This is a genomic window from Antarctobacter albus (assembly GCF_900101505.1).
Taxonomy (GTDB): domain Bacteria; phylum Pseudomonadota; class Alphaproteobacteria; order Rhodobacterales; family Rhodobacteraceae; genus Antarctobacter; species Antarctobacter albus.
The window spans coordinates 163285-184518 of the sequence record NZ_FMZI01000011.1; the positions used below are offsets into that span (position 1 = coordinate 163285).

At 65.3% G+C, this 21234-nt stretch carries 22 protein-coding genes; 11 read left to right on the plus strand and 11 right to left on the minus strand.

The features are described from left to right. Positions 1-120 precede the first annotated feature (120 nt). The 4 genes from BLQ71_RS18995 to BLQ71_RS19010 form a co-directional block, all read right to left on the minus strand. Positions 121-918, minus strand: coding sequence for a transglutaminase family protein (locus BLQ71_RS18995; protein ID WP_074622858.1), 798 nt, complete (start codon positions 916-918; stop codon positions 121-123). Positions 919-934: 16 nt separating this feature from the next. After that, the gene (locus BLQ71_RS19000) at positions 935-1876 is read right to left on the minus strand and encodes an alpha-E domain-containing protein (RefSeq protein WP_043146414.1); all 942 of its coding nucleotides are present in this window, start codon (positions 1874-1876) and stop codon (positions 935-937) included. 6 nt (positions 1877-1882) lie between these two features. Beyond that, the gene (locus tag BLQ71_RS19005; RefSeq protein WP_074622876.1) at positions 1883-3307 is read right to left on the minus strand and encodes a circularly permuted type 2 ATP-grasp protein; all 1425 of its coding nucleotides are present in this window, start codon (positions 3305-3307) and stop codon (positions 1883-1885) included. A gap of 163 nt (positions 3308-3470) precedes the next feature. Further along, positions 3471-3728: a DUF2312 domain-containing protein gene (locus BLQ71_RS19010; RefSeq protein ID WP_043146416.1), complete on the minus strand. Its 258-nt coding sequence runs from the start codon at positions 3726-3728 to the stop codon at positions 3471-3473. 146 nt (positions 3729-3874) lie between these two features. Between BLQ71_RS19010 and BLQ71_RS19015 the strand changes: the two genes are divergently transcribed. After that, positions 3875-4090, plus strand: a complete 216-nt coding sequence (locus BLQ71_RS19015) for a hypothetical protein (RefSeq protein WP_043146418.1) — start codon at positions 3875-3877, stop codon at positions 4088-4090. A gap of 337 nt (positions 4091-4427) precedes the next feature. Here BLQ71_RS19015 and BLQ71_RS19020 read toward each other — a convergent pair whose 3' ends face one another. Further along, a complete protein-coding gene (locus BLQ71_RS19020; RefSeq protein ID WP_043146419.1) occupies positions 4428-4640 on the minus strand; it encodes a hypothetical protein in 213 nt (70 codons plus the stop codon). Positions 4641-4667: 27 nt separating this feature from the next. Beyond that, positions 4668-4988 carry a TraR/DksA family transcriptional regulator gene (locus BLQ71_RS19025; protein ID WP_043146444.1) on the minus strand — a complete coding sequence of 107 codons (321 nt, stop codon included), beginning with the start codon at positions 4986-4988 and terminating at the stop codon, positions 4668-4670. Positions 4989-5128: 140 nt separating this feature from the next. Between BLQ71_RS19025 and BLQ71_RS19030 the strand changes: the two genes are divergently transcribed. The 4 genes from BLQ71_RS19030 to BLQ71_RS19045 all read left to right on the plus strand — a co-directional run bounded on the left by BLQ71_RS19030 (position 5129) and on the right by BLQ71_RS19045 (position 7412). Continuing rightward, positions 5129-5992 (plus strand): MBL fold metallo-hydrolase, encoded by an 864-nt coding sequence (locus BLQ71_RS19030; protein ID WP_043146420.1) that lies wholly within the window; start codon positions 5129-5131, stop codon positions 5990-5992. A 119-nt stretch (positions 5993-6111) separates the two neighbouring features. Next, entirely contained in the window at positions 6112-6537 is a 426-nt protein-coding gene (locus BLQ71_RS19035; protein ID WP_069210812.1) for a YeeE/YedE family protein, read from the plus strand. A gap of 1 nt (position 6538) precedes the next feature. Next, complete coding sequence (locus BLQ71_RS19040; RefSeq protein ID WP_043146422.1) at positions 6539-6976, plus strand: DUF6691 family protein; 438 nt, start codon at positions 6539-6541, stop codon at positions 6974-6976. A 10-nt stretch (positions 6977-6986) separates the two neighbouring features. Then, complete coding sequence (locus tag BLQ71_RS19045; protein ID WP_074622859.1) at positions 6987-7412, plus strand: protein tyrosine phosphatase family protein; 426 nt, start codon at positions 6987-6989, stop codon at positions 7410-7412. 114 nt (positions 7413-7526) lie between these two features. On the opposite strand, the gene BLQ71_RS19050 is transcribed toward BLQ71_RS19045, so the two are convergent. The 5 genes from BLQ71_RS19050 to BLQ71_RS19070 all read right to left on the minus strand — a co-directional run bounded on the left by BLQ71_RS19050 (position 7527) and on the right by BLQ71_RS19070 (position 13675). After that, a complete protein-coding gene (locus BLQ71_RS19050) occupies positions 7527-8702 on the minus strand; it encodes a FliM/FliN family flagellar motor C-terminal domain-containing protein (RefSeq protein ID WP_074622860.1) in 1176 nt (391 codons plus the stop codon). A 112-nt stretch (positions 8703-8814) separates the two neighbouring features. Then, complete coding sequence (locus tag BLQ71_RS19055; RefSeq protein ID WP_074622861.1) at positions 8815-11499, minus strand: ATP-binding protein; 2685 nt, start codon at positions 11497-11499, stop codon at positions 8815-8817. Beyond that, positions 11496-11813 (minus strand): hypothetical protein, encoded by a 318-nt coding sequence (locus tag BLQ71_RS19060; RefSeq protein WP_069210816.1) that lies wholly within the window; start codon positions 11811-11813, stop codon positions 11496-11498. Before BLQ71_RS19060 ends, BLQ71_RS19055 begins: the two co-directional genes overlap by 4 nt. Then, positions 11810-12178, minus strand: a complete 369-nt coding sequence (locus BLQ71_RS19065) for a response regulator transcription factor (protein WP_043146447.1) — start codon at positions 12176-12178, stop codon at positions 11810-11812. The genes BLQ71_RS19060 and BLQ71_RS19065 overlap by 4 nt, the downstream gene beginning before the upstream one ends. A 189-nt stretch (positions 12179-12367) precedes the next feature. Next, on the minus strand, positions 12368-13675 hold the full coding sequence (locus BLQ71_RS19070) for a helix-turn-helix domain-containing protein (protein WP_043146427.1): 1308 nt from the start codon (positions 13673-13675) through the stop codon (positions 12368-12370). Positions 13676-13898: 223 nt separating this feature from the next. On the opposite strand from BLQ71_RS19070, the gene BLQ71_RS19075 reads away from it, so the two are divergent. The 6 genes from BLQ71_RS19075 to acs form a co-directional block, all read left to right on the plus strand. Next, on the plus strand, positions 13899-15245 hold the full coding sequence (locus BLQ71_RS19075; RefSeq protein WP_043146429.1) for a substrate-binding protein: 1347 nt from the start codon (positions 13899-13901) through the stop codon (positions 15243-15245). A 128-nt stretch (positions 15246-15373) separates the two neighbouring features. Continuing rightward, entirely contained in the window at positions 15374-16381 is a 1008-nt protein-coding gene (locus tag BLQ71_RS19080) for a branched-chain amino acid ABC transporter permease (protein WP_074622862.1), read from the plus strand. Between the two features lie 4 nt (positions 16382-16385). Next, positions 16386-17585, plus strand: coding sequence for a branched-chain amino acid ABC transporter permease (locus BLQ71_RS19085; protein ID WP_074622863.1), 1200 nt, complete (start codon positions 16386-16388; stop codon positions 17583-17585). 12 nt (positions 17586-17597) lie between these two features. Next, positions 17598-18353 (plus strand): ABC transporter ATP-binding protein, encoded by a 756-nt coding sequence (locus BLQ71_RS19090; protein ID WP_074622864.1) that lies wholly within the window; start codon positions 17598-17600, stop codon positions 18351-18353. A gap of 82 nt (positions 18354-18435) precedes the next feature. Continuing rightward, entirely contained in the window at positions 18436-19191 is a 756-nt protein-coding gene (locus BLQ71_RS19095; protein WP_043146435.1) for an ABC transporter ATP-binding protein, read from the plus strand. Between the two features lie 113 nt (positions 19192-19304). Continuing rightward, positions 19305-21234 (plus strand): acetate--CoA ligase (gene acs, locus BLQ71_RS19100; protein WP_074622865.1); only part of this gene is annotated, 1930 nt, incomplete at its 3' end.

Genomic DNA, 21234 nt, shown 5'->3' on the forward strand with positions numbered 1-21234 from the left:
GCGCGTGCCTTTCCTGCCCGTATCCAGAGGCCTTCTACGGTCAGGACAGGGAGCCGACAAGCGCCAGTTCCGGGCAGCACGGATTCCGTGGCGGGACGTGCCGCCCGGGCCGCCTCGCGATTACTGCTGGGCAACCTCTATTTCCACGTCCAGCGCCTCCAGCGCGCCGCCCTGACGGGTGCCGCGCACCGGTGCCGCGTCGTGGTAATCCATGCCGGTGGCCACGCGGACATAGCGCTGGTCAGGCGAAATGCTGTTCGAACAGTCGAAACCGACCCAGCCAAGACCCGGCAGATGTGCCTCTGCCCAGGCGTGCATGGCGTCCTGTTCCGTGGTGTGATCCAGCATCAGGTAGCCAGAGACGTAGCGCGCCGGCAGGCCCATTTCGCGGGCGCAGGCGATGAAGACATGGGTATGGTCCTGGCAGACGCCCCGGCCCGCAGAGAGCGCTTCCTCGGCGGTCCAGTCGGATTCGGAGGATCCGACCTCGTATGTCACGGCCTCGGCCACCGCCGCCATCAGGGCGTGGGCGCGGTCCAGCTCGGTATCGCCCGACACGCTGCGGACCAGCGCGCGCACGCCCTGCCCCGCCTTGGTCTGCGGCGTTACCCGGCGGTAAAGCCAGAGCGGCGCCGGGCCCAGGTGGCGGCCCACGACGCCGTGGTTGTCGGCCAGTTCGACCTCACCCTCGCAGGTGATGACCAGTTCCTGCGCGCCGCGCTCGATCTCGATCAGATCAACGGTGTTCTGGTGATGGTCGGTATAGGACAGCGCCTGCGTGCCGCCGGTGACGGAGGTCTCCCAGCGCAGCACGTTCTGGCTGTGCCGCGACTTGGGTGTCTTGCGCAGCTGTTGCAGGCCAAAGCTCACCGGTTCTTCGAAACGGTAGCGGGTGATGTGGCGGATGGTCAGGTTCATCGGGGCCTCTGGGCAGTCATTCGTAGAACCGGTAGTCGACTTCGATCTGGCGCCCGAGGTCACCCAGCAGCAACAGCATCTTCTGGATGTACTCGTGCAGGCCGTAGTCGAACACCGCGTCGATGTCGAAACTCAGGTAAGCGCGGTCGATATGGTCGATCTTGGCGTAAGAGGCCGCACGTTCACCATAGTCCCCCCCCAGGAATCCGAGGTTGTCCCGCAGCTTGCGCGCGCAAAAGGCCAGCGAGCGCGGCATCCGGCGGTTCAGGATCAGGAACTGCGCGATGTCGCGCGGCTCCGTCGAACCGCCGTATTCCATCCGGTAGCCCCCCTGCCCCGAGACGGAACGCAGGATGGTTTCCCACTGCACGTTGTCGATGGAGGTCCCCACCGCCGTGACCGATGGCAGCAGGACATAGTATTTCACGTCAATGATGCGCGCGGTGTTGTCGGCCCGTTCCAGGAAGGTGCCGATGCGCGCGAAATCGTAGATGTCGTTGCGCAGCATGGTGCCGTGGGTGGCACCGCGCACCAGCCCGGTGCGTTGCCGGATCATGCCCAGCACCTGTGGCAGGTCGCGTTCGCCGACCTTGCGGGACAGCACCTCCTTGACCCGCATGTAGGTGCCGTTCATTGCCTCCCAGACCTCGCCGGTCAGGGCGGTGCGCACCATGCGGGCGTTCAACCGCGCCTGTTCGACACAGGAGAGGACCGAAGACGGGTTGTCACGCGACCGCAGCAACCAGTCGATGGCCGCGTCCTTGGTCACTTTCTCATGGCCCGCAGTATACCCGTCCAGCGCGCCCGCCGACTGCAGGACGGACCGCCATTCCTCGTCCGAAGCGCCCATGCGGGTCAGTGCGATGCGCTGTCCGGTCTCGATCAGGCGGGCAGTGTTTTCGGCGCGCTCCAGCGCGCGGTACATCCAGAACAGGCCGTTTGCCGTTTTTCCCAACATCGCGCGTCAGTCCTCCAGCACCCAGGTGTCCTTGGTGCCCCCGCCCTGCGAGGAGTTCACCACGAGCGAGCCCTTCTTCAGCGCCACGCGGGTCAGCCCGCCCGGCGTGATATTGATCCCCTTGGGGCTGACCATCACGAAGGGCCGCAGGTCGACGTGGCGCGGCGCCAGGCCCGACTTGGTAAAGATCGGCACGGTCGACAGGCTCAGCGTCGGCTGGGCGATGTAATTTCCGGGCCGCGCTCCCAGCTTCTTGCGGAATTCGGCCAGCTCTTTCTTGGTGGCGGTGGGGCCGATCAGCATGCCGTAGCCGCCAGAGCCGTGCACCTCCTTGACGACCAGTTCCTTGAGGTTGTCCAGAACGTAGGCCAGCGACTCCTTGTCGGAACAGCGCCAGGTCGGCACGTTTTCAAGCAAGGGCCGTTCCCCGGTGTAGAACTCCACGATTTCAGGCATGTAGCTGTAAATCGCCTTGTCGTCGGCGATGCCGGTGCCGGGCGCGTTGGCGATGGTCAGATTGCCGGCGCGGTAGACATCCATGATCCCCGGCACACCCAGCGCACTGTCGGGGTTGAAGGTCAGCGGATCAAGGAAATCGTCGTCGACCCGGCGATACAGCACGTCGATCGGCTTGTACCCCAGGGTCGTGCGCATGCAAAGACGACCGTCTTCGACCCGCAGGTCGTGACCCTCGACCAGCTCGACGCCCATCTCGTCCGCAAGGAAGCTGTGTTCGAAATAGGCCGAGTTGTAGATCCCCGGCGTCAACAGGCCGACGGTGGGCTTGCGGCCGAGGCCCTCGGGCGCGCAGGCGGCCAGAGAATTGTAGAGATCGCCGGGATAGGTCGACACCGGCTGCACTCGGTTCTCCGAGAAGAGCTCGGGGAACATCTGCAGCATGGTCTCGCGGTTTTCCAGCATGTAGCTGACGCCCGAGGGTGTGCGCGCGTTGTCCTCGAGGACATAGAATTCGTCCGGACCCGTGCGCACCAGGTCGATGCCGACGATATGGGTATAGACCCCGCCCGGCGGGCGCATGCCGATCATCTCGGGCAGGAAGGCGTCGTTGCGAGAGATCATCTCTTCGGGCAGGCGCCCGGCCTTCACGATCTCCTGGCCGTGGTAGATGTCGTAGAGAAAGGCATTGATCGCGCGCACCCGCTGTTCGATCCCACGGCTCAGCTTTTGCCACTCGCGGCCGGATATGATGCGCGGGATAATGTCGAAGGGGATCAGCCGTTCTTCTGCCTCGGCCCTTCCATAGACGTTGAAGGTGATGCCCGTGAGGCGGAACAGGTCCTCTGCCTCGCGTTGCTTGGCGCGCAGATGCTTGGGATCCTCGCCTTCGAACCAGGTGTTGAAGGGCTGGTAGGGCCTGCGTACCTTGCCCTCCGTGCCCAGCATCTCGTCAAAATAGACTTGATCGTTCATGCCCGTGCGGTCCACCCTATCACTGTCTTGTAACAGGTACGCTAACGGGCCGTGACGAGTGGTGCAACGGGCGTGAAAGGCTCTGCTGATCCCGTTGCGGGCAAAATGCTCAATAACCGGGCAGAGCGCGCCGGACCCCGGCCCGCCCTGCCCTCCGTGACCTTCAGCCCATGCCCAGCGCGGCCTTGTACATGTCCAGAACCGCCTCTTCCTCGGCGATGTCGTCGGCGTCGCGCTTGCGCAGGGCGATCACCTTGCGCATGACCTTGGTGTCATAGCCGCGCCCCTTGGCCTCGGCCATGACCTCCTTGATCTGCTCGGCGACCTCCTTCTTTTCCTCTTCGAGCCGCTCGACGCGCTCTATGAACTGCTTGAGCTCGCCCGCGGCGACGCCGTAGCTGTCGGTTCCCGTATCCTGCATGTCTGCCTCTTCAGCCTCGTGACCTTATAGGGTCCTTCGATACCCCAGGCCCGTGGCCCCCATCAAGAGCGCGCAAGCCGGGGCTTGCACTCTGCGGCGGGCATGCGCTAGGCGCAGCGGCGTAGACATCCAGGGGGACAGCGACAATGGCGGCACTGATCTGGGGAGGCGCGGCGCTCTCGGTGGCGGGACTGGCCGGGCTGGTCTGGTGCATCGTCCGTGTCTGGAGCGCGCGGCGCGCGAACCTGTCGGACGAAGAGCTGCGCGCGGTGGTGCGCAAGGTCGTGCCGCTGAACATGGGCGCGCTGTTCCTGTCGGTGATCGGCCTGATGATGGTGATCCTTGGGATCTTCATGGGCTGAAGCGCCGGATCGTGTCCGGGCCCGCGAGGCACCGCGCGGTCCTGTCAGCCTTCCTTAACCCGCGGCGCGCAGTCTTGCCCGCGATCGATCACTGAAAACCGGATCACCTGGCCCCTTCGGGCCACCCGTGATGCGCGCGACGAGGGGGCGAAAGTCCCCGATGGGCCGGGGCCTGGCAATCCCGGAATACCGATCCGTTTCGGCGGCCGCCGTTTTCAGGCCCTTCCAAGAGGGACAACAAGCAGATCCGCCCGGCCGGCATGGCCGACGGCGGGCGTTGCCCTGCGCTATTGGTCTAACCCCGGGCCGACACGTCCGAAACGCGCTGAAACGCGATTCAGACGGGCATGTTGTCAAAGCCGTCCTCGGCTTCGTCCTCGTGATGCGCCTCAACCATCTCGCGCGCCCAGGCGGGAATTTCGGCGCCGACGCCTTCCAGCCCCAGAACCGCTTGTTCCAGGTGTTCCATAAGATCGTCCCGCGCCTCGCCCTGGGCTGCCGCCAATTCCTCGCGCAACGATTCGAGCCGCGCCTCCAGTTCCTTTGACATGTCGTACCTCCTGAACTTGGGGCCGCCTCAAACCTCGGCGGCGCAGGTCTTGCACAGCGGCGCCTCTGGCACCGCTTCCAGTCGTTCCGGTGAAATCTCCTCGCCACAGCGGGTGCAGATCCCGTATTCGCCACGCGCCATGCGACCCAGGGCGGCGCGGATCCGCGCCACCTCTGCCTGTCCACTGGCGCCCAGCCGCTCCAGCACCTCTTCGCCCTCGCGTTCGATGGCCTGGTCTTCCCAGTCCTTCGAATGAGGTGCTTCCAGCGCCTCTTCGATTCCGTCCAGCCGCACGCCCAGCGCGCGCAGCCGTTCAAGCAGTGCCAGTTTCCGTGCGTGATGCGACATGATGCAAGCCTCCATGACCTTTCCGGCACTCTGTCAAACCGTCGCAGCACAGACCTTGATGCATATCAATCGCACCTTCCCTCTTGAAACATATTCATGTTTACGTATATGATGATCCAGAAAGTTTGGAGGGAACAGACATGAAACCCGAAGTCACTGCCTTCTTCGACGACGCCACGAACACGATCTCTTACGTCGTGCGCGACCCCAATGGCACGTCCTGTGCCATCATCGACAGCGTTCTGGACTTCGATTATTCGTCCGGCCGCACCGACACGAAATCCGCCGACGCCGTGATCGCCTTCGTCAAGGAAAAAGGCTACAAGGTCGAGTGGTTGCTGGAAACCCACGTCCACGCCGACCACCTTTCCGCCGCGCCCTACATCCAGGAGCGCGTGGGCGGCAAGATCGGCATCGGCGACCGCATCAAGATCGTGCAGGACACCTTTGGCAAGGTCTTCAACGAGGGCACCGAGTTCCAGCGCGACGGCTCGCAGTTCGACCAGCTCTTCCAGGAGGGCGACTCGGTCCACATCGGGCAGTTGCGCGTCGACGTCCTGCATACGCCGGGTCACACGCCCGCCTGCCTGACCTATGTCATCGGCGACGCGGCCTTTGTGGGCGACACGCTGTTCATGCCCGATTTCGGCACTGCCCGCTGCGACTTCCCCGGCGGTTCGTCCGAGACCATGTATGACTCCGTGCAAAAGATCCTCGCCCTTCCGGACGAAACACGGATCTTTGTCGGCCACGACTACAAGGCCCCGGGCCGCGACGAATACGCCTGGGAAACCACCGTGGGCGAACAGAAAGCGACCAACGTCCATGTCGGCGAAGGCAAGACCAAGGAAGATTTCGTGCACATGCGCGACACCCGCGATGCCTCGCTGGCCATGCCCAAGCTCATCATCCCCTCGCTGCAGGTGAACATGCGCGCGGGCCAGATGCCGCCGGCGGATGAAAAGGGCAACGTCTTTCTCAAGGTCCCGGTCAACAAGCTCTGACCCTGACGGCACTCTGCGCGGGGGGCGTCCCTGCCTCCGCGCAGAGGCATTTTTCCGGCGAGACTTCCTCCCGTGGCGAACCGGGAGCGGGCCGGGCTGACAAAAAAGGAAACATACACATGCCTATCGACTGGATCTGGGGCCTGATCGGCGGAATGCTGATCGGCACGGGCGGCGCTGTCTACCTGTTGGGCAACGGCCGCATCATGGGCGCCAGCGGCATCATCGGCGGCCTCGTCGATGGCTCGGGCTGGTCCACTGCCGCCGAGCGCATCGTCTTCCTGGTGGGCGTGGCGCTGCTGCCGGTGCTGCTGATGCCCTTCTACCGTGCGGTGGATACGCATATCACCGACAACTACACGGTTCTGGTGGCCGCCGGCCTGCTGGTCGGGATCGGCACGCGCATCGCGAACGGCTGCACCTCGGGGCACGGCGTCTGTGGCATGTCCCGGCTGTCGGTGCGCGGGATCGTGGCCACCTGCTGCTACATCCTTGCCGGCGGCCTTGGCGTCGTCCTCTTCCGCCACATCCTTGGAGTGATCTGACATGGCACGACTTCTTGTTGCATTCCTTGCCGGCGGGCTGTTCGGCGCCGGGCTTTTCATCTCGGGCATGACCGACACCACCAAGGTGCAGGGCTGGCTGGACGTCTTCGGCAACTGGGACCCGACGCTGGCCTTTGTCATGGGCGGCGCCATGATCCCGATGGCCATTGCCTGGCTCATCCGCCGCCGCCGCACGACCTCGCTGACCGGCTTGCCGCTGCCGCCGGCGCCGTCGAAGGAAATCGACGGCAAGCTGATCCTCGGCTCTGTCATGTTCGGGATCGGCTGGGGACTCGTCGGGCTCTGCCCCGGCCCCTCGATCGCCTCGCTCAGCTATGGCGGCCCGGGTCTCTATGCCTTCCTCGTTGCGATGATCGGCGGGATGCTGATTGCACCGATGCTGCGCGCGCGTCTGGACAGGGCCGTTCCGGCGGAATAAACCGAAAGCCATGACACCACGCGTATTGACCGACCAGTATCACGTCTCTCCCCAGATCGACCCCGAGGATGCGGAGGCGATCAAGGCTGCGGGCTATGCCCTGGTCATCGACAACCGGCCCGATGCGGAGGTTCCGCCTTCGCATCAGGCCAACGCCATGCGCCAGGCGATCGAGGCGCAGGGCCTGCGGTTCGAGGTGCTGCCGATCACGCATCAGACCATGACCGCGGAGAACATCCTGCGGCAGGCAGAGCTGATCGCAGGTGCCAAAGGGCCGGTTCTGGCCTACTGCGCCTCGGGCACGCGTTGCTCGGTGATCTGGGCGTTGGGTCAGGCAGAGACGCTGGGCGCCGATGCGGTGATCGAGACGGCGGCCAAGGCGGGCTACAACCTTGCCGGGCTGCGCCCGACGCTGGAAACCCTGTCCAAGCCCTGAAGTGTTGAACGTCAGGCTCCCGCGTCCGCGACACGGGAGCCTTTCATGTTGGCCCCGCGCCCCGTTAGTGCACCCCTGAACGATCGGCACGTGACTTCTTTTTGAGCACGCCGCTCAATCCTCCTCGAAATCGAAATCCAGTGGCGCGGCGTCAAAACCGTCCCCCATGTCGATCTCCGGCAAGGCGGCCATCGGTTCCCCGCCATCCTCCGCCGAGGTATCGCCCCCAAGGTCCGAGAAATCGAAATCGCCGCCATCGAAATCCATCGGCGGCAGATCGGGCAGTTTTTCCTCGGCAGGTTCAGCCACCTGCGGCAGGTCGGGCACGGCCGGGTCCACTGCCGCTGCCGCAGGCGCCTCATGGCCGAAACCCGCCTCCGGCGTTTCCGCAGCAGCAGGCATCCCCAGCGAGGCTGCTGTCACACCCGTCGCTGGCCAGTTCAACCGCACCGCGCGCAACCCGTTCAACTGCCCCAACCGGCCACGCGCGACCAGGTCGCCACGACCTGCCGTCACCTCGATCCTGTCCAGCGCATCCGGGGGCAGCGAGAGAAGGTCGCCGGGCTTCAGCGCCTCGGCCCGGCCCAACGGCAGGGTGATCCGGGCCAGCTTGGCATCCAGCCGCGCCGCCACCCGGCTCAACCGTTCCTCGTGCGGGCCGACGCCGCGCCCGGCCTCGGGCGTGTCCTGGCTCAGCTTGCGTTCGGGCAGGAAGAGCGTCATCCGTCCGCGCCGCCGCCCCAGGGCCAGGTCGATCTCGGCCCGGAAGGCGCGATAGGCCGCCGCGTCAAGGATCAGCCCGGCGGCGCGCGAATCCTCCAGCATGGCGCCGAAACGATAACCATCCAGTTGCAGATGCAGCGGATGCCCCTGCATCGTGTCGGCCAGCCGGGTCAGCGCGCCGTCGATCAAGGGGGCCATCATGGCCGCATCGGTCTGGGTCAGGATCCGGTCTTCCTCGACCGGCATCTGGGTGACTTGCTGGATGGTCTGCACCTCGACCACGCCGGTCAGCACCTGGCGGTCGACAGAGACGAGCCCCAGGGCGCCCTCCGGCCCGTCCAGCAGGATCAGCAGGTCGCGTTGGCCCAGCGCCTCGACCACCTCGTCCTGGTCGAGCATCTCGACCGTGACGGATTGCGTCACCAGCGCCAGGTCCCAGAGCACATCCGCGGTGCGCGACAGCGCCCGGCGCAATGCCTTGGGCAGCGACATGCCGCGCGCCTCATAGGCGCGCTGAGCCGCCTGGGCTTTTTGCCCAAGTACGTCATTGCGTGCACCGTCAGCCATGCAGAAAATCGCCCGTCATCAACTGCCTCCACGGCCCGTTATCAGCGGATTTGGTTACCAAGCGCTTTAACGATCAGGAATTTGTTGAGAAAATCGACCCGGACAGCGCGCCCTATTGCGCCGCCATCTCCTGGCGCACCGGCAGGACCACGCGAAAGGCCGCACCACCTCTGTCGGCCAGATAGGAAATCTCTCCCCCCAGGCGCGTCACGATCTGCCGCGAAATCGCCAGGCCCAGCCCCGCGCCACCGGCCTTCTGATCGCTGACACGGGCGAACTTCTCAAAGATCACGTCCTGCGCCTCGGGCGCCACGCCCGACCCGTTGTCGATGAAATCCACCAGCAGCTGGCCGCGCGCATCCGTCACCACGATCTGCAATTCCGGCGCCTCGGCGTCGCAATACTTGCGCGCGTTGGAGATCAGGTTGATGAACACCTGGCTCAGCCGCTCGACATCGGTGGTCAGCCGCACCTGTTCGCCCACCCGCCGCCGGATCACCCGGATCCCCGACCCGGCCTCGTCCGCCAGCGCCGCCGAAACCGCACGGTCAAGGATGTCCTCGAGCCGGCCCTCAGTGAGGTTGAGGTTCACCTGGCCGTTTTCCAGCACCGACAGGTCCAGCAGATCGTCCAGCAGCCGGGTCAGGCGCATCGCCTCGTCATGGATGATCGAGGCGTAGCGGTTCTGGTCCGCGCGGGTCAGGCCCTGGGTGTCGCGCAGGATCTCGGAGAAGGCGCGGATCGAGCTCATGGGCGTGCGCAACTCGTGGCTGATCTGGCTGAGAAAGGCATCCTTTTGCACCGACAGCCGCGTCAGCTTGTCATTGGCCCGGCGCAGCTGGGCTGCGGTGCGGCTCAGCTCCAGCGACTGCGCCTCCAGCCGGGCGGAATATTCCATCATCTGCGCGGTCTCGTCGGCCACGGCCATCAGGTCCTCGACCGAGACCATCGCCCCGCCGGTGATCTGGCCCACCATCGCATGGGCCGTCGCCGCCCCCACCGACCCGGCAAGTTCGCGTTCCAGCACCTGCAGGAATTCCGGCGTCGGCGCGGGCAGTTCACCTTCCAGCCCCTGCGCGCGCGCCTCTCGCAGGAACAGCGCCTGCGCTTCGTCGGGGCCGAGGATGCGCTGCGTCATGACCATCAGGTCCTCGCTCTCGGCGGTGCTTTGCAGCCAGCTGCGCGGCCCCGCCCCCGCCGCCCGGGCCGAGACGAACTGCGCCCCCTGCAACCGTTCCAGCGGCGAAGCGGCACTGAACAGCGACCCCCCGACAAAGGCCAGAGTGTTCAGCAGCAGGCTCCAGAACACGGCATGCAGCAGCTTGTCGTCGAAACTGACACCGAAGAGCGCCTCTGGCCGCAGCAGGGTGATGCCAAGCGGGCCATCGGCGAACCAGCTTGCGGGCAAAACCGTGCCGGGGCCGAAACTCGGCAGGTACAGCGTGTAGACCCAGATCGAGAACCCCGCCGTCAGCCCCGCCAGCGCCCCCACGCGCGTCGCCCCGCGCCAGAAGATCCCGCCCATCAGCACCGGCAGCACCTGCGCCACCCCGGTAAAGGCGATCAGGCCAATGGCGGCCAGTTCCGTACGCCCCCCGGACAGCGCGTAATAGAGATAGCCCAGCAGCAGCACACCCGCGATGGACAGCCGCCGCGACAGCAGCACCACGTTGCGCACATCGCCCGAAACGCTGGCAGTTCCTTCGCGCAGGCGCAGCCAGACCGGCATCACGATATGGTTCGACACCATCGTCGACAGCGCGATTGCCGCGACGATGACCATCGAGGTCGCCGAGCTGAACCCGCCCAGGAAAGCAAGCAGCGCCAGCCCCTCCTGCCCCTGGCTGAGCGGCAGGGTCAGGACGAAGAGGTCGGGGTTCGATCCCTCGGGCAGCAGGTCGAGCCCGGTCACCGCGATCGGCACGATGAACAGGCTCATCGCCATGAGGTACAAGGGGAAGGCCCAGGCGGCCATGCGAAGCTGGGCGTCGTTGTCGTTCTCGACCACCAGCACCTGGAACATCCGCGGCAGACAGAGGAAGGCCGCCGCCGACAGCAGCATGACCCCGGCCCAGCGCCCGTTGTTCACCTGCCATGTGCCCAGTTCCGAGGCGTCGATCCGCGCCAGCGTCGCGGCGACCCCGCCCGACAGCCCCCAGACCACGAAGACGCCCAGTGCCACCAGCGCGGTCAGCTTGACCACCGCCTCGACGGCGATGGCCATGACGACACCGTGATGACGTTCATTGGCGTCCAGGTTGCGGGTGCCGAAGATGACGGTGAAAACCGCAAGCCCCGCAGCCACCCAGAAGGCAGTCAGGCTGTTGCCGGCTTCCTCGATCGGGACGGGTTCGGAGAACACCTCGACCGAGAGCGTCACGGATTGCAGTTGCAGCGCGATATAGGGCGTGGTGCCGATCACCGCCAGGATGGTGACGCCGATGCCCAGCAGGTTGGACTTGCCATAGCGGGACGAAATCAGGTCGGCGATGGAGGTGATGCGCTGGTTGCGCCCGATCCGCACCAGCTTGCGCAGGATCCACCACCAGCCCAGCATGACCAGGCTGGGGCCCAGGTAGATCGTCAGGTACTCGAACCCGTTGCGCGCCGCGCTGCCCACCGCGCCGTAAAAGGTCCAGGCGGTGCAGTAGATCGACAGTGACAGCGTGTAGACGATGGGCGCTCGCAGCCAGCGCACCCGCCCGCTCTGCGCCGCGCGCTCGGCGAAGAAGGCGACACCGAAGAGCAGCGCGACATAGGCGATCGAGATCGCCGCCAGCAGGTTCAGCGTGCTCACGGGTCGTCACCCTCGGGCAGTGGCGATGTGTTGCGCGCGCCCCCCAGCAGGCGGACCAGCCGGGCCGCCGCCAGCGCAAGCCCCAACCAGATCCCGAAGATATAGACCAGCACGAGCGAGGCAGGCATCGGCGCGTCGGCTCCCCGCCACAAGAGCGGCAACCACCACAGCACCCAGCCCAGTAGGGGCAAGGCACAGGCGGCATCGATCAGGCGGCGGCGGCGAAAGCTCTGGCGTTCGATCTGGAACGGCGCATGGCGCGCAGGCGGCTTGCCCGGCGGACGCGGCGGCACGCCTCCGGGCGGGCGGGTCATTGCGCCGACAGGGCCCGTACGGCGTCGAGCACCTCGGCGTTCGAGAAGGGCTTGGTCATGAAGCGGCTGGCGCCGGCACGCTCGGCCATCTCGCGGTCCTTGCTTTGGCCTCGCGCGGTCAGCATCAGCACCGGCAGGTCGGAATGGGCGGGGTCCTCTCGCAATTCGCGCAGGATGTCATACCCCGACCGCCCCGGCAGCATCACGTCCAGGATCACCACGTCGGGCGCCCGGTCCCGCACGATCTGCGCGGCGTCGGTGCCGTTGGAATGGGTGTGCACCTGCCAGCCGTCGCGGGACAATATGAATCGGATCGCTTCAATGATATTCGGCTCGTCCTCGATCAGCAGAACCTGTCCGCCCATATCTTCCCCCCGCATCCCGCCTCCCAGGTCTTTTTGCGCCTATCCTAAAGCAGGTGAGGTCAAGTCTAGGCGGTTATCGCAACCGGTGTCAAAATACTGTTGTCGCTAACGCGGCGTTTTCTGACCCAGCGTAAGCCTTTGAGGTGTCCGGACTAAGGCCAAACCACCCACCAGACCGCCGCGTCAGGGTCAGCGCCGGGTCGAGGCCAGGATCGAGGGCTCACGCCGTCCCTCGCAGGATTCGCGCGGGCAGACCCGGCAGGCCACACCCAGTTGCGGCAGCGTCGCGGGCGGCTCTGTCCCCTGCGGCAGCGGACGCACCAGCATCTGCGCCTGGTAAAGTGGATCGGCATTGACCGCCGGGCCGGCCTGCGGCGTGGCCAGGGCATCGGCCCAGAGCACGGCGCCGCTGCGCCCGACCTGCATCACCGGCCCGGCCAGGATCACATGCGGACGCGACAGCGCACGGTAGAGCGGCCAGAGCGGACAGGCCGCGCCGAACCGGGGCATCGGAAAATCCGGCAGCGGCTTGCGGTAGGTCAGCACGCCCGAGCTGTCGCAGATCGCAAGACCCACCGGGGTGGGCAGATCCTCGGGCGGCATGGCGGCAAGGCGGCGCATGATGCGGGCCGGGTCCGCCCCCAGCGCCGCGGACAGCGCCGCCGGATCGGGGCCATGCTCTTCGACCGCAGGGCGCAGCCGATCCAGCGGCAAAGCCTCGGCATCACTGGCATATCGGTCCAGCCAGCCCCGCAAGAGCCCGCGCGCCGGCCCTGACAATCCCCGGCCCAACTTGGCCAGCGCCGCGTCCAGGTCGGCCCCCGCCTCCAGTTCGGGCACCGTGTGCCCCGCCTTTTCCAGCGCCGCGTCCAGCTCCTCTTGCGGGGCGCCGGTTTCCAGCGGCGAGCTCTCGTCCGCCTCCAGGTAGGTGACAAGCCCCCGGCTGGTCTCGGCCAGGCGAGCACTGTCCTCGTAGATGTTGCGGTGAAAGCGCGCCTGCCATTCCGCGTCCACCTCCCCGGGTTCGGCCAGGATCGAGGCGGCGGACCGGATCGCCGTCACCGTCGACAGCATCTCGTGCAGCGAGGCCGCCAGGTGCGGGTCATGTGTCATACGGTCGTTCAATGTCTCGAGGCTGCGTTCCAGCTGGGCGACACGGGTGCGGCTGTCGGCCAGCAGTTGCGCCCAGCCCGGAAAGCGCCCGGCGAATTCATCGACCCGGTCCAGTTCCGCCGAAACCTGCGGCATGTCGGCGGCAGCCTCGCGCAGCGAAGCGATCAGCGCGGCCCCCGCGCCTTCTGTCAGGGCGGCCGGCTCGACGCGCAGGATCTCGGCGATGGAAAGCAGCAGCTTGCCGCCGATTCTGCGGCGATTATGCTCGATAAGATTCAAGTAAGATGCAGAGATACCGGCCTTTCGGGCCAGATCGGCCTGTTTCATGCCGCGCAGCACCCGTCTTTCGCGGATTCGCGATCCCGTCAGTGTATCGCGAGGCATGGGGCTTTCCTTTGCCGATTCAAGGGGTTTCTGCAACGCAACATAAACACCTTTACAGAATACCGCTGTCTACTTTTCAGACGTTGACAAAAAAAGTGTTACTCGTAAAGCGCTTGTTGCGCAATTTTCCATCCCCCTGCCATACTGCATTTGCACAGATGTGCGAACGCCCCCGAAGACTGAGGAGAATTCCGGGGCGGCTTTTTCGAAACGGGAGGATTTCATGTCCAAACTCAACGTGACGCGCCGTGGCGTGATCAAGACTGGTGCCGTGGCCGGTGCCGGCCTGGCACTGCCCACCTACCTGTCGGCGGCCAGCCATTCGGGCTATACCAACGCACCCACCGGCAGCACCGTGACCCTGGGCTTCAACGTTCCGCAAACCGGCCCCTACGCGGATGAGGGCGCTGACGAGCTGCGCGCCTACGAACTGGCGGTCGAACACCTGAACGGCGGCGGCGACGGCGGCATGCTGTCGACCTTCTCGTCCAAGGCCCTGGACGGCACGGGCATCCTGGGCAAGAAGGTGGAATACGTCACCGGCGACACCCAGACCAAATCGGACGCCGCGCGCGCATCGGCCAAGTCGATGATCGAAAAAGACGGCGCCATCATGATCACCGGCGGCTCCTCCTCGGGCGTGGCGATCGCGGTCCAGGGTCTCTGCCAGGAAGCCGGCGTCATCTTCATGGCCGGTCTGACCCACTCGAACGACACCACCGGCAAGGACAAGAAGGCCAACGGTTTCCGTCACTTCTTCAACGGTTACATGTCGGGTGCCGCGCTGGCGCCGGTGCTGGCCAAGATGTACGGCAACGACCGCAAGGCCTATCACCTGACCGCCGACTACACCTGGGGCTGGACCCAGCAGGAATCCATCGCCGCCGCCACCGAGGCACTGGGCTGGGAAACCGTCAACAACGTGCTGACGCCGCTGGCCGCCACCGACTTCTCGTCCTACATCGCGCCGGTCCTGAACTCGGGCGCCGACGTGCTGGTCCTGAACCACTACGGCGGGAACATGGTCAACTCGCTGACCAACGCGGTCCAGTTCGGCCTGCGTGAGAAGGTCGTCAACGGCAAGGACTTCGAGATCGTCGTGCCGCTGTACTCGCGCCTGATGGCCAAGGGTGCAGGCGCCAACGTCAAGGGCATCTTCGGCTCGACCAACTGGCACTGGTCGTTGCAGGACGAGGGTTCCAAGGCATTCGTCAAGTCCTTCGGCACCAAGTACGGCTTCCCGCCAAGCCAGGCCGCGCACACCTGCTATGTCCAGACCCTGCTGTACGCGGACGCGGCACAGCGCGCCGGGTCGTTCAACCCCTGCGCCATCGCCGAAGCCCTGGAAGGCTACGAGTTCGACGGCCTGGGCAACGGCCCGACCCTCTACCGCGCCGAAGACCACCAGTGCTTCAAGGACGTGCTGGTCGTGAAGGGGAAAGACAACCCGACCTCGGAATTCGACCTTCTGGAGATCGTCGAAGTCACGCCGCGCGCGCAGGTCGAATACGCACCCGATCACCCGATGTTCGCAGGCGGCTCGCTGGGCTCCTGCAACCCGGGCGCGTAATCACGCCGGGCCCTCGCGGGGCCGCGTGTCGGGCAGGGCCATGTGCCCTGCCCACCCAGCACACTCCCCCTCGGCCCGCTGACACGGGTCCTCTCTTTTTCCGCACTCCGACCGCAAAGGGTGGGACAATGGACGCCATCATCCTCCAAGTTCTCAACGGGCTCGACAAGGGCTCGGCCTATGCGCTGATCGCGCTGGGACTGACACTCATCTTCGGCACGCTGGGCGTGGTCAACTTTGCGCATGGCGCATTGTTCATGATCGGCGCCTTCTGCTCGGTGACACTGCAACGTATCCTGAACCTGTCGTTCGAAACCGTCGATCCGACCAAGACCGACTTCCTGGGCAACCCGCTCAAGGTCAAGACACCCTATGTCGAAAGCTGGTTCGGGCCCGAAATGGGATCGACCATCATCGACTGGTCCGTGCCATTGGCGATCCTCTTTGCCATTCCGATCATGATCCTCATCGGCTTCGTCATGGAACGCGGTCTGATCAAGCATTTCTACAAGCGCCCGCATGCCGACCAGATCCTGGTGACCTTCGGCCTGGCCATCGTGCTGCAGGAAGTCATCAAGTACTTCTACGGCGCAAACCCGATCCAGACCCCCGCCCCCGAGGCGCTGACCGGCGTGGCTCAGCTGACCTCGACCATCGTCTACCCGATCTGGCGGATCGTCTATTTCTGCTTTGCCGTCGCGATCATCGGCGCGGTCTTTGCCTTCCTGCAGTTCACCACCTTCGGGATGGTGGTCCGCGCCGGCATGGCCGACCGCGAAACCGTGGGCCTGCTGGGCATCGACATCGACAAGCGGTTCACGCTGATGTTCGGCCTCGCCGCCGCGGTCGCAGGCCTGGCGGGCGTGATGTACGGGCCAATCAACGCGCCCAACTATCACATGGGGATGGATTTCCTCGTGCTCAGCTTCGTCGTGGTCGTCGTGGGTGGCATGGGCTCGCTTCCGGGCGCCGTCGCCGCCGGGTTCCTGTTGGGCATCCTGGAAAGCTTTGCCTCGATGAAAGAGGTCATCACCCTCGTGCCCGGCATCAACCAGATCATCATCTACCTTGTCGCCATTGTCATCCTTCTGACCCGTCCGCGCGGTCTGATGGGTCGCAAGGGCGTGATGGAGTAAGCCCATGTTCGGACTGGACAAGAAAGACAGCACCCTGCTGCTCATCGTGGCGCTGCTCACAATGCTCGCGCCCTTCATCCTCAACCCCTTCCCGACCGAAAGCGGGCTGGCACAGTTCAACGCCGGTTACCCGGACCTGATGCAGCGCTTCGTGATCTTCGGGATCTTCGCCATCGGCTTCAACATCCTCTTCGGCCTGACCGGCTACCTGTCGTTCGGTCACGCCGCCTTCCTGGGGGTGGGCAGCTATTCGGCGGTCTGGATGTTCAAGCTGCTCAGCATGAACATCGTCCCGGCGATCCTGCTGTCGGTCGTCATCGCGGGCCTCTTCGCGCTGGTCATCGGCTTTGTCAGCCTGCGCCGGACCGGGATCTACTTCTCGATCCTCACCCTGGCCTTCGCGCAGATGTCCTTTGCGCTGGCCTACTCGGTGCTGACGCCGCTGACCAACGGGGAAACCGGCCTGCAGCTGACGCTTGACGATCCGCGCATCCTGGGCGCCTCGGCCACCGCCGACGGTTCGATCCCGGTGACCAACCTCTTTGGCCTGGAAATGCGCGCCGCCACCGACATGGTCGTCGGTCCGTGGAGCTTTACCTTCTCGGTCGGCTACTACGTCTGCGCGGTGGTCATGCTGATCTCCTTCTACCTGGCGATCCGCATCTTCCGTTCACCCTTCGGCATGATGCTGCGCGCGATCAAGTCGAACCAGCAGCGCCTGAACTACACCGGCCTGAACCCCAAGCCCTACACGCTGGCGGCCTTCGTGATCTCCGGCATGTATGCCGGTCTGGCCGGGGGCCTGATGGCGGCGATGGACCCGCTGGCAGGCGCCGAGCGCATGCAGTGGACAGCCTCGGGCGAGGTCGTGCTGATGACCATCCTGGGCGGCGCGGGCACGCTGATCGGCCCGGTGCTGGGCGCCGGTGCGATCAAGTACATGGAAAACATCTTTTCCAAGATCAACGACAACGTGCTGCACGGCTGGTTCGCCTTCCTGCCGGACGGGATCGAGGACTTCGTCGTCTTCGTCATCCATCCCTTCGTCGGCAAGGGCTGGCACCTGACGCTGGGCATCATCTTCATGCTTGTCGTGACCTTCCTGCCCGGCGGCCTTGTCGAAGGAGGTCAGCGCATCGCCCGCCTCTTCAACCGCAAGAAGGCCGACGATCCCAAGTCGGCCAGCACCGAGCCCGCGGAATAAGGAGACAGACTGATGGGTATTCTTGAAGTCAAGGACGTGGGCAAGCGGTTCGGCGGCCTGAAGGCGCTGTCCGACGTGAACCTCAGCGTGAAGGAAAACACCTGCCACGCGATCATCGGGCCGAACGGGGCCGGCAAGTCGACGCTGCTGAACTGCCTCGTCGGCAAGCTGATCCCCGACACCGGATCGGTGATGTTCCAGGGCCAGTCGGTGCTGGGACGCTCTCCCCACGAGATCAACCAGATGGGGATTTCCCGCGTCTTCCAGACGCCCGAGATCTTCGGTGACCTGACCGTGTTCGAGAACATGATGATCCCGCTCTTCGCCAAGCGCGACGGGGCCTATCGCCTGCATGCCATCGAGTCGGTGATGAACGAGAAATCGCTCATCGAAGAGGCCGAGAAGATGCTGGAAGAGGTGAACATGCTGGACAAGCGCCACATGCATTCCGCCTCGATGTCCCGCGGCGACAAGCGGCGGCTGGAGATGGCCATGTGCCTGGTCCAGTCTCCCAAGCTCTTGCTGCTGGACGAACCCACAGCGGGCATGGCGCGCGCCGACACCAACAACACCATCGACCTGCTCAAGCAGATCAAGGAAGAGCGCGACATCACCATCGCCATCATCGAGCACGACATGCACGTGGTCTTCTCCCTCGCCGACCGGATCACGGTTCTGGCGCAGGGCACGCCGCTGGTCGAGGATGCGCCCGAAAACATCAAGGGCCATCCCAAGGTGCAGGAAGCCTATCTGGGCGAAGCGCACTGAGCCGTCACACCGCGCCCCGGCCTCGCGCCGGGGCCTCCACCCACGAGGTCCCGGGTCAGACCCGGGACGGGAGAAGCCAAAGATGAACGTCCGCCCCGACTTTTCCAAGAACGCCAACCAGGCCGAAACCGCCCCCGCCTTCCTCTCCGTCTGGGACATGCATTCCTACTACGGCGAGAGCTACATCGTGCAGGGCATCAGCTTCAACGTGCACGAGGGCGAGATCCTGGCCCTGCTGGGCCGCAACGGCGCCGGCAAGACCACGACGCTGCGCTCCATCGCGCGGCTGGATGACCCCCAGGTGAACCACGGCGAAATCTGGCTGGATCACCAACCCCTGCACACGATGAAGTCCCATCAGGCGGCCATCGCGGGCCTCGGTCTCGTACCCGAGGACCGGCGCATCATTCCCGGCCTGACCGTCGAGGAGAACCTGCAGCTGGCCCAGATCGCGCCGCCCATCGGCTGGTCTCTGGAACGGCTTTATGACCTGTTCCCGCGCCTCGGCGAGCGCCGCAAGCAGGAGGGCACCACCCTCTCGGGCGGCGAACAGCAGATGCTGGCCATCGCCCGGGCACTGGCGCGCGACATCAAGGTGCTGCTGCTCGACGAACCCTACGAGGGGCTGGCCCCGGTCATCGTCGACGAGATCGAAAAGACCCTGCGCCACATCAAGGAACAGGGCATGACCACGATCATCGTCGAACAGAACGCCGTGCGTGCGCTGCAACTGGCCGACCGGGCGGTGATCCTCGACACCGGTTCCATCGTCTTCGACGGCAGCGCCGCCGAGGTGCTGGAAAACGAAAGCCTGCGCGCGGAATACCTGGCGATCTGACCTGGCGCGCTGCGCGGCAAACCCCGCCGCGGCCGTACAGGACTTAGGAACCACTTGATTTCGGGGGCGGGGAGGTTTTCCCTGCCCCCGAACAATTTCTGGAGGAGAGCCAAATGAGCACCACCTATCCCCCGTCGGAAGAACAGGTGAAACGCGCCCACGTTGACGCGGCGCGTTATGACGAGATGTATGCGCGGTCGGTTTCCGATCCCGAGGGGTTCTGGGCCGAGCAGGCGCAGCGGCTGGACTGGATGAAGCAGCCGAGTGAGATCAAGAACACCGATTTCACCCTCGGCCAGGTCAAGATCGAGTGGTTCCGCGACGGCACGCTCAACGTCGCCGCCAATTGCATCGACCGGCACCTGGACAAGCGCGCCAACCAGACCGCCATCATCTTCGAACCCGACGATCCCAACGAACCGGCGCAGAGCATCTCCTATGCCGACCTGCACCGCCGCACCTGCCGCATGGCCAACGTCCTGGAATCTCTGGGCGTGCGCAAGGGCGACCGCGTCATCATCTACCTCCCGATGATCCCCGAGGCCGCCTATGCCATGCTGGCCTGCGCCCGCATCGGCGCGATCCATTCCATCGTCTTCGCCGGCTTCTCGCCCGATGCGCTGAGCGCGCGGATCAACGGCTGTGACGCCAAGCTCATCATCACCGCCGACGAGGCGCCCCGCGGCGGCCGCAAGACCCCGCTCAAGACCAATGCCGACAAGGCGCTGTTGCACTGCAAGGACGACGTCAAATGCCTGGTCGTCAAGCGCACCGGCGGCCAGACCACCTGGGTCGACGGCCGCGACTTCGACTACAACGAGATGGCGCTCGAGGCCGCGGATTACAGCCAGCCGGCCGAGATGAATGCCGAGGATCCGCTCTTCATCCTCTACACCTCCGGCTCTACCGGCCAGCCCAAGGGCGTGGTCCATTCCACCGGCGGTTACCTGACCTATGCCGCGCTCACCCATGAGGTGACCTTCGACTACCATGACGGCGACGTCTACTGGTGCACCGCGGACGTGGGCTGGGTCACCGGCCACAGCTACATCGTCTACGGCCCGCTCGCCAACGGCGCCACCACGCTGATGTTCGAGGGCGTGCCGACGTATCCCGACGCCAGCCGCTTCTGGCAGGTCTGCGAGAAGCACCGCGTGACCCAGTTCTACACCGCGCCGACCGCGATCCGCGCGCTGATGGGCCAGGGTGACGATTTCGTAACCAAATGCGATCTAAGCTCGCTGCGGATCCTGGGCACGGTCGGTGAGCCGATCAACCCCGAGGCCTGGAACTGGTACAACGACGTGGTCGGCAAGGGGAATTGCCCGATCGTCGACACCTGGTGGCAGACCGAGACCGGCGGCCACATGATGACCCCCCTGCCCGGCGCCCACGCGACCAAGCCGGGCGCGGCGATGCGGCCCTTCTTCGGCGTGCAGCCGGTGGTGCTGGACCCGCAGTCGGGCCAGGAGATCGACGCCTCGCCGACCGAGGGCGTGCTGGCGATCAAGGACAGCTGGCCGGGGCAGATGCGCACCGTCTGGGGCGACCACGACCGCTTCGAGAAGACCTATTTCTCGGACTACAAGGGCTATTACTTCTCCGGCGACGGCTGCCGCCGCGACGCCGATGGCGATTACTGGATCACCGGCCGGGTCGACGACGTGATCAACGTCTCGGGGCACCGGATGGGCACCGCCGAGGTGGAATCGGCGCTGGTCGCGCATGAAAAGGTCGCCGAGGCGGCGGTCGTCGGCTACCCGCACGAGATCAAGGGCCAGGGCATCTACTGCTACGTCACCCTGATGAACGGCGTCGAGCCGACCGAGGAGCTGCGCAAGGAGCTGCGCACCTGGGTCCGCACGGAAATCGGCCCCATCGCCTCGCCCGACCTGATCCAGTGGGCCCCGGGCCTGCCCAAGACCCGCTCCGGCAAGATCATGCGCCGCATCCTGCGCAAGATCGCCGAGAACGACTACGGCGCCCTCGGCGACACCTCCACCCTCGCCGACCCTTCCGTCGTCGACGACCTCATCGAAAACA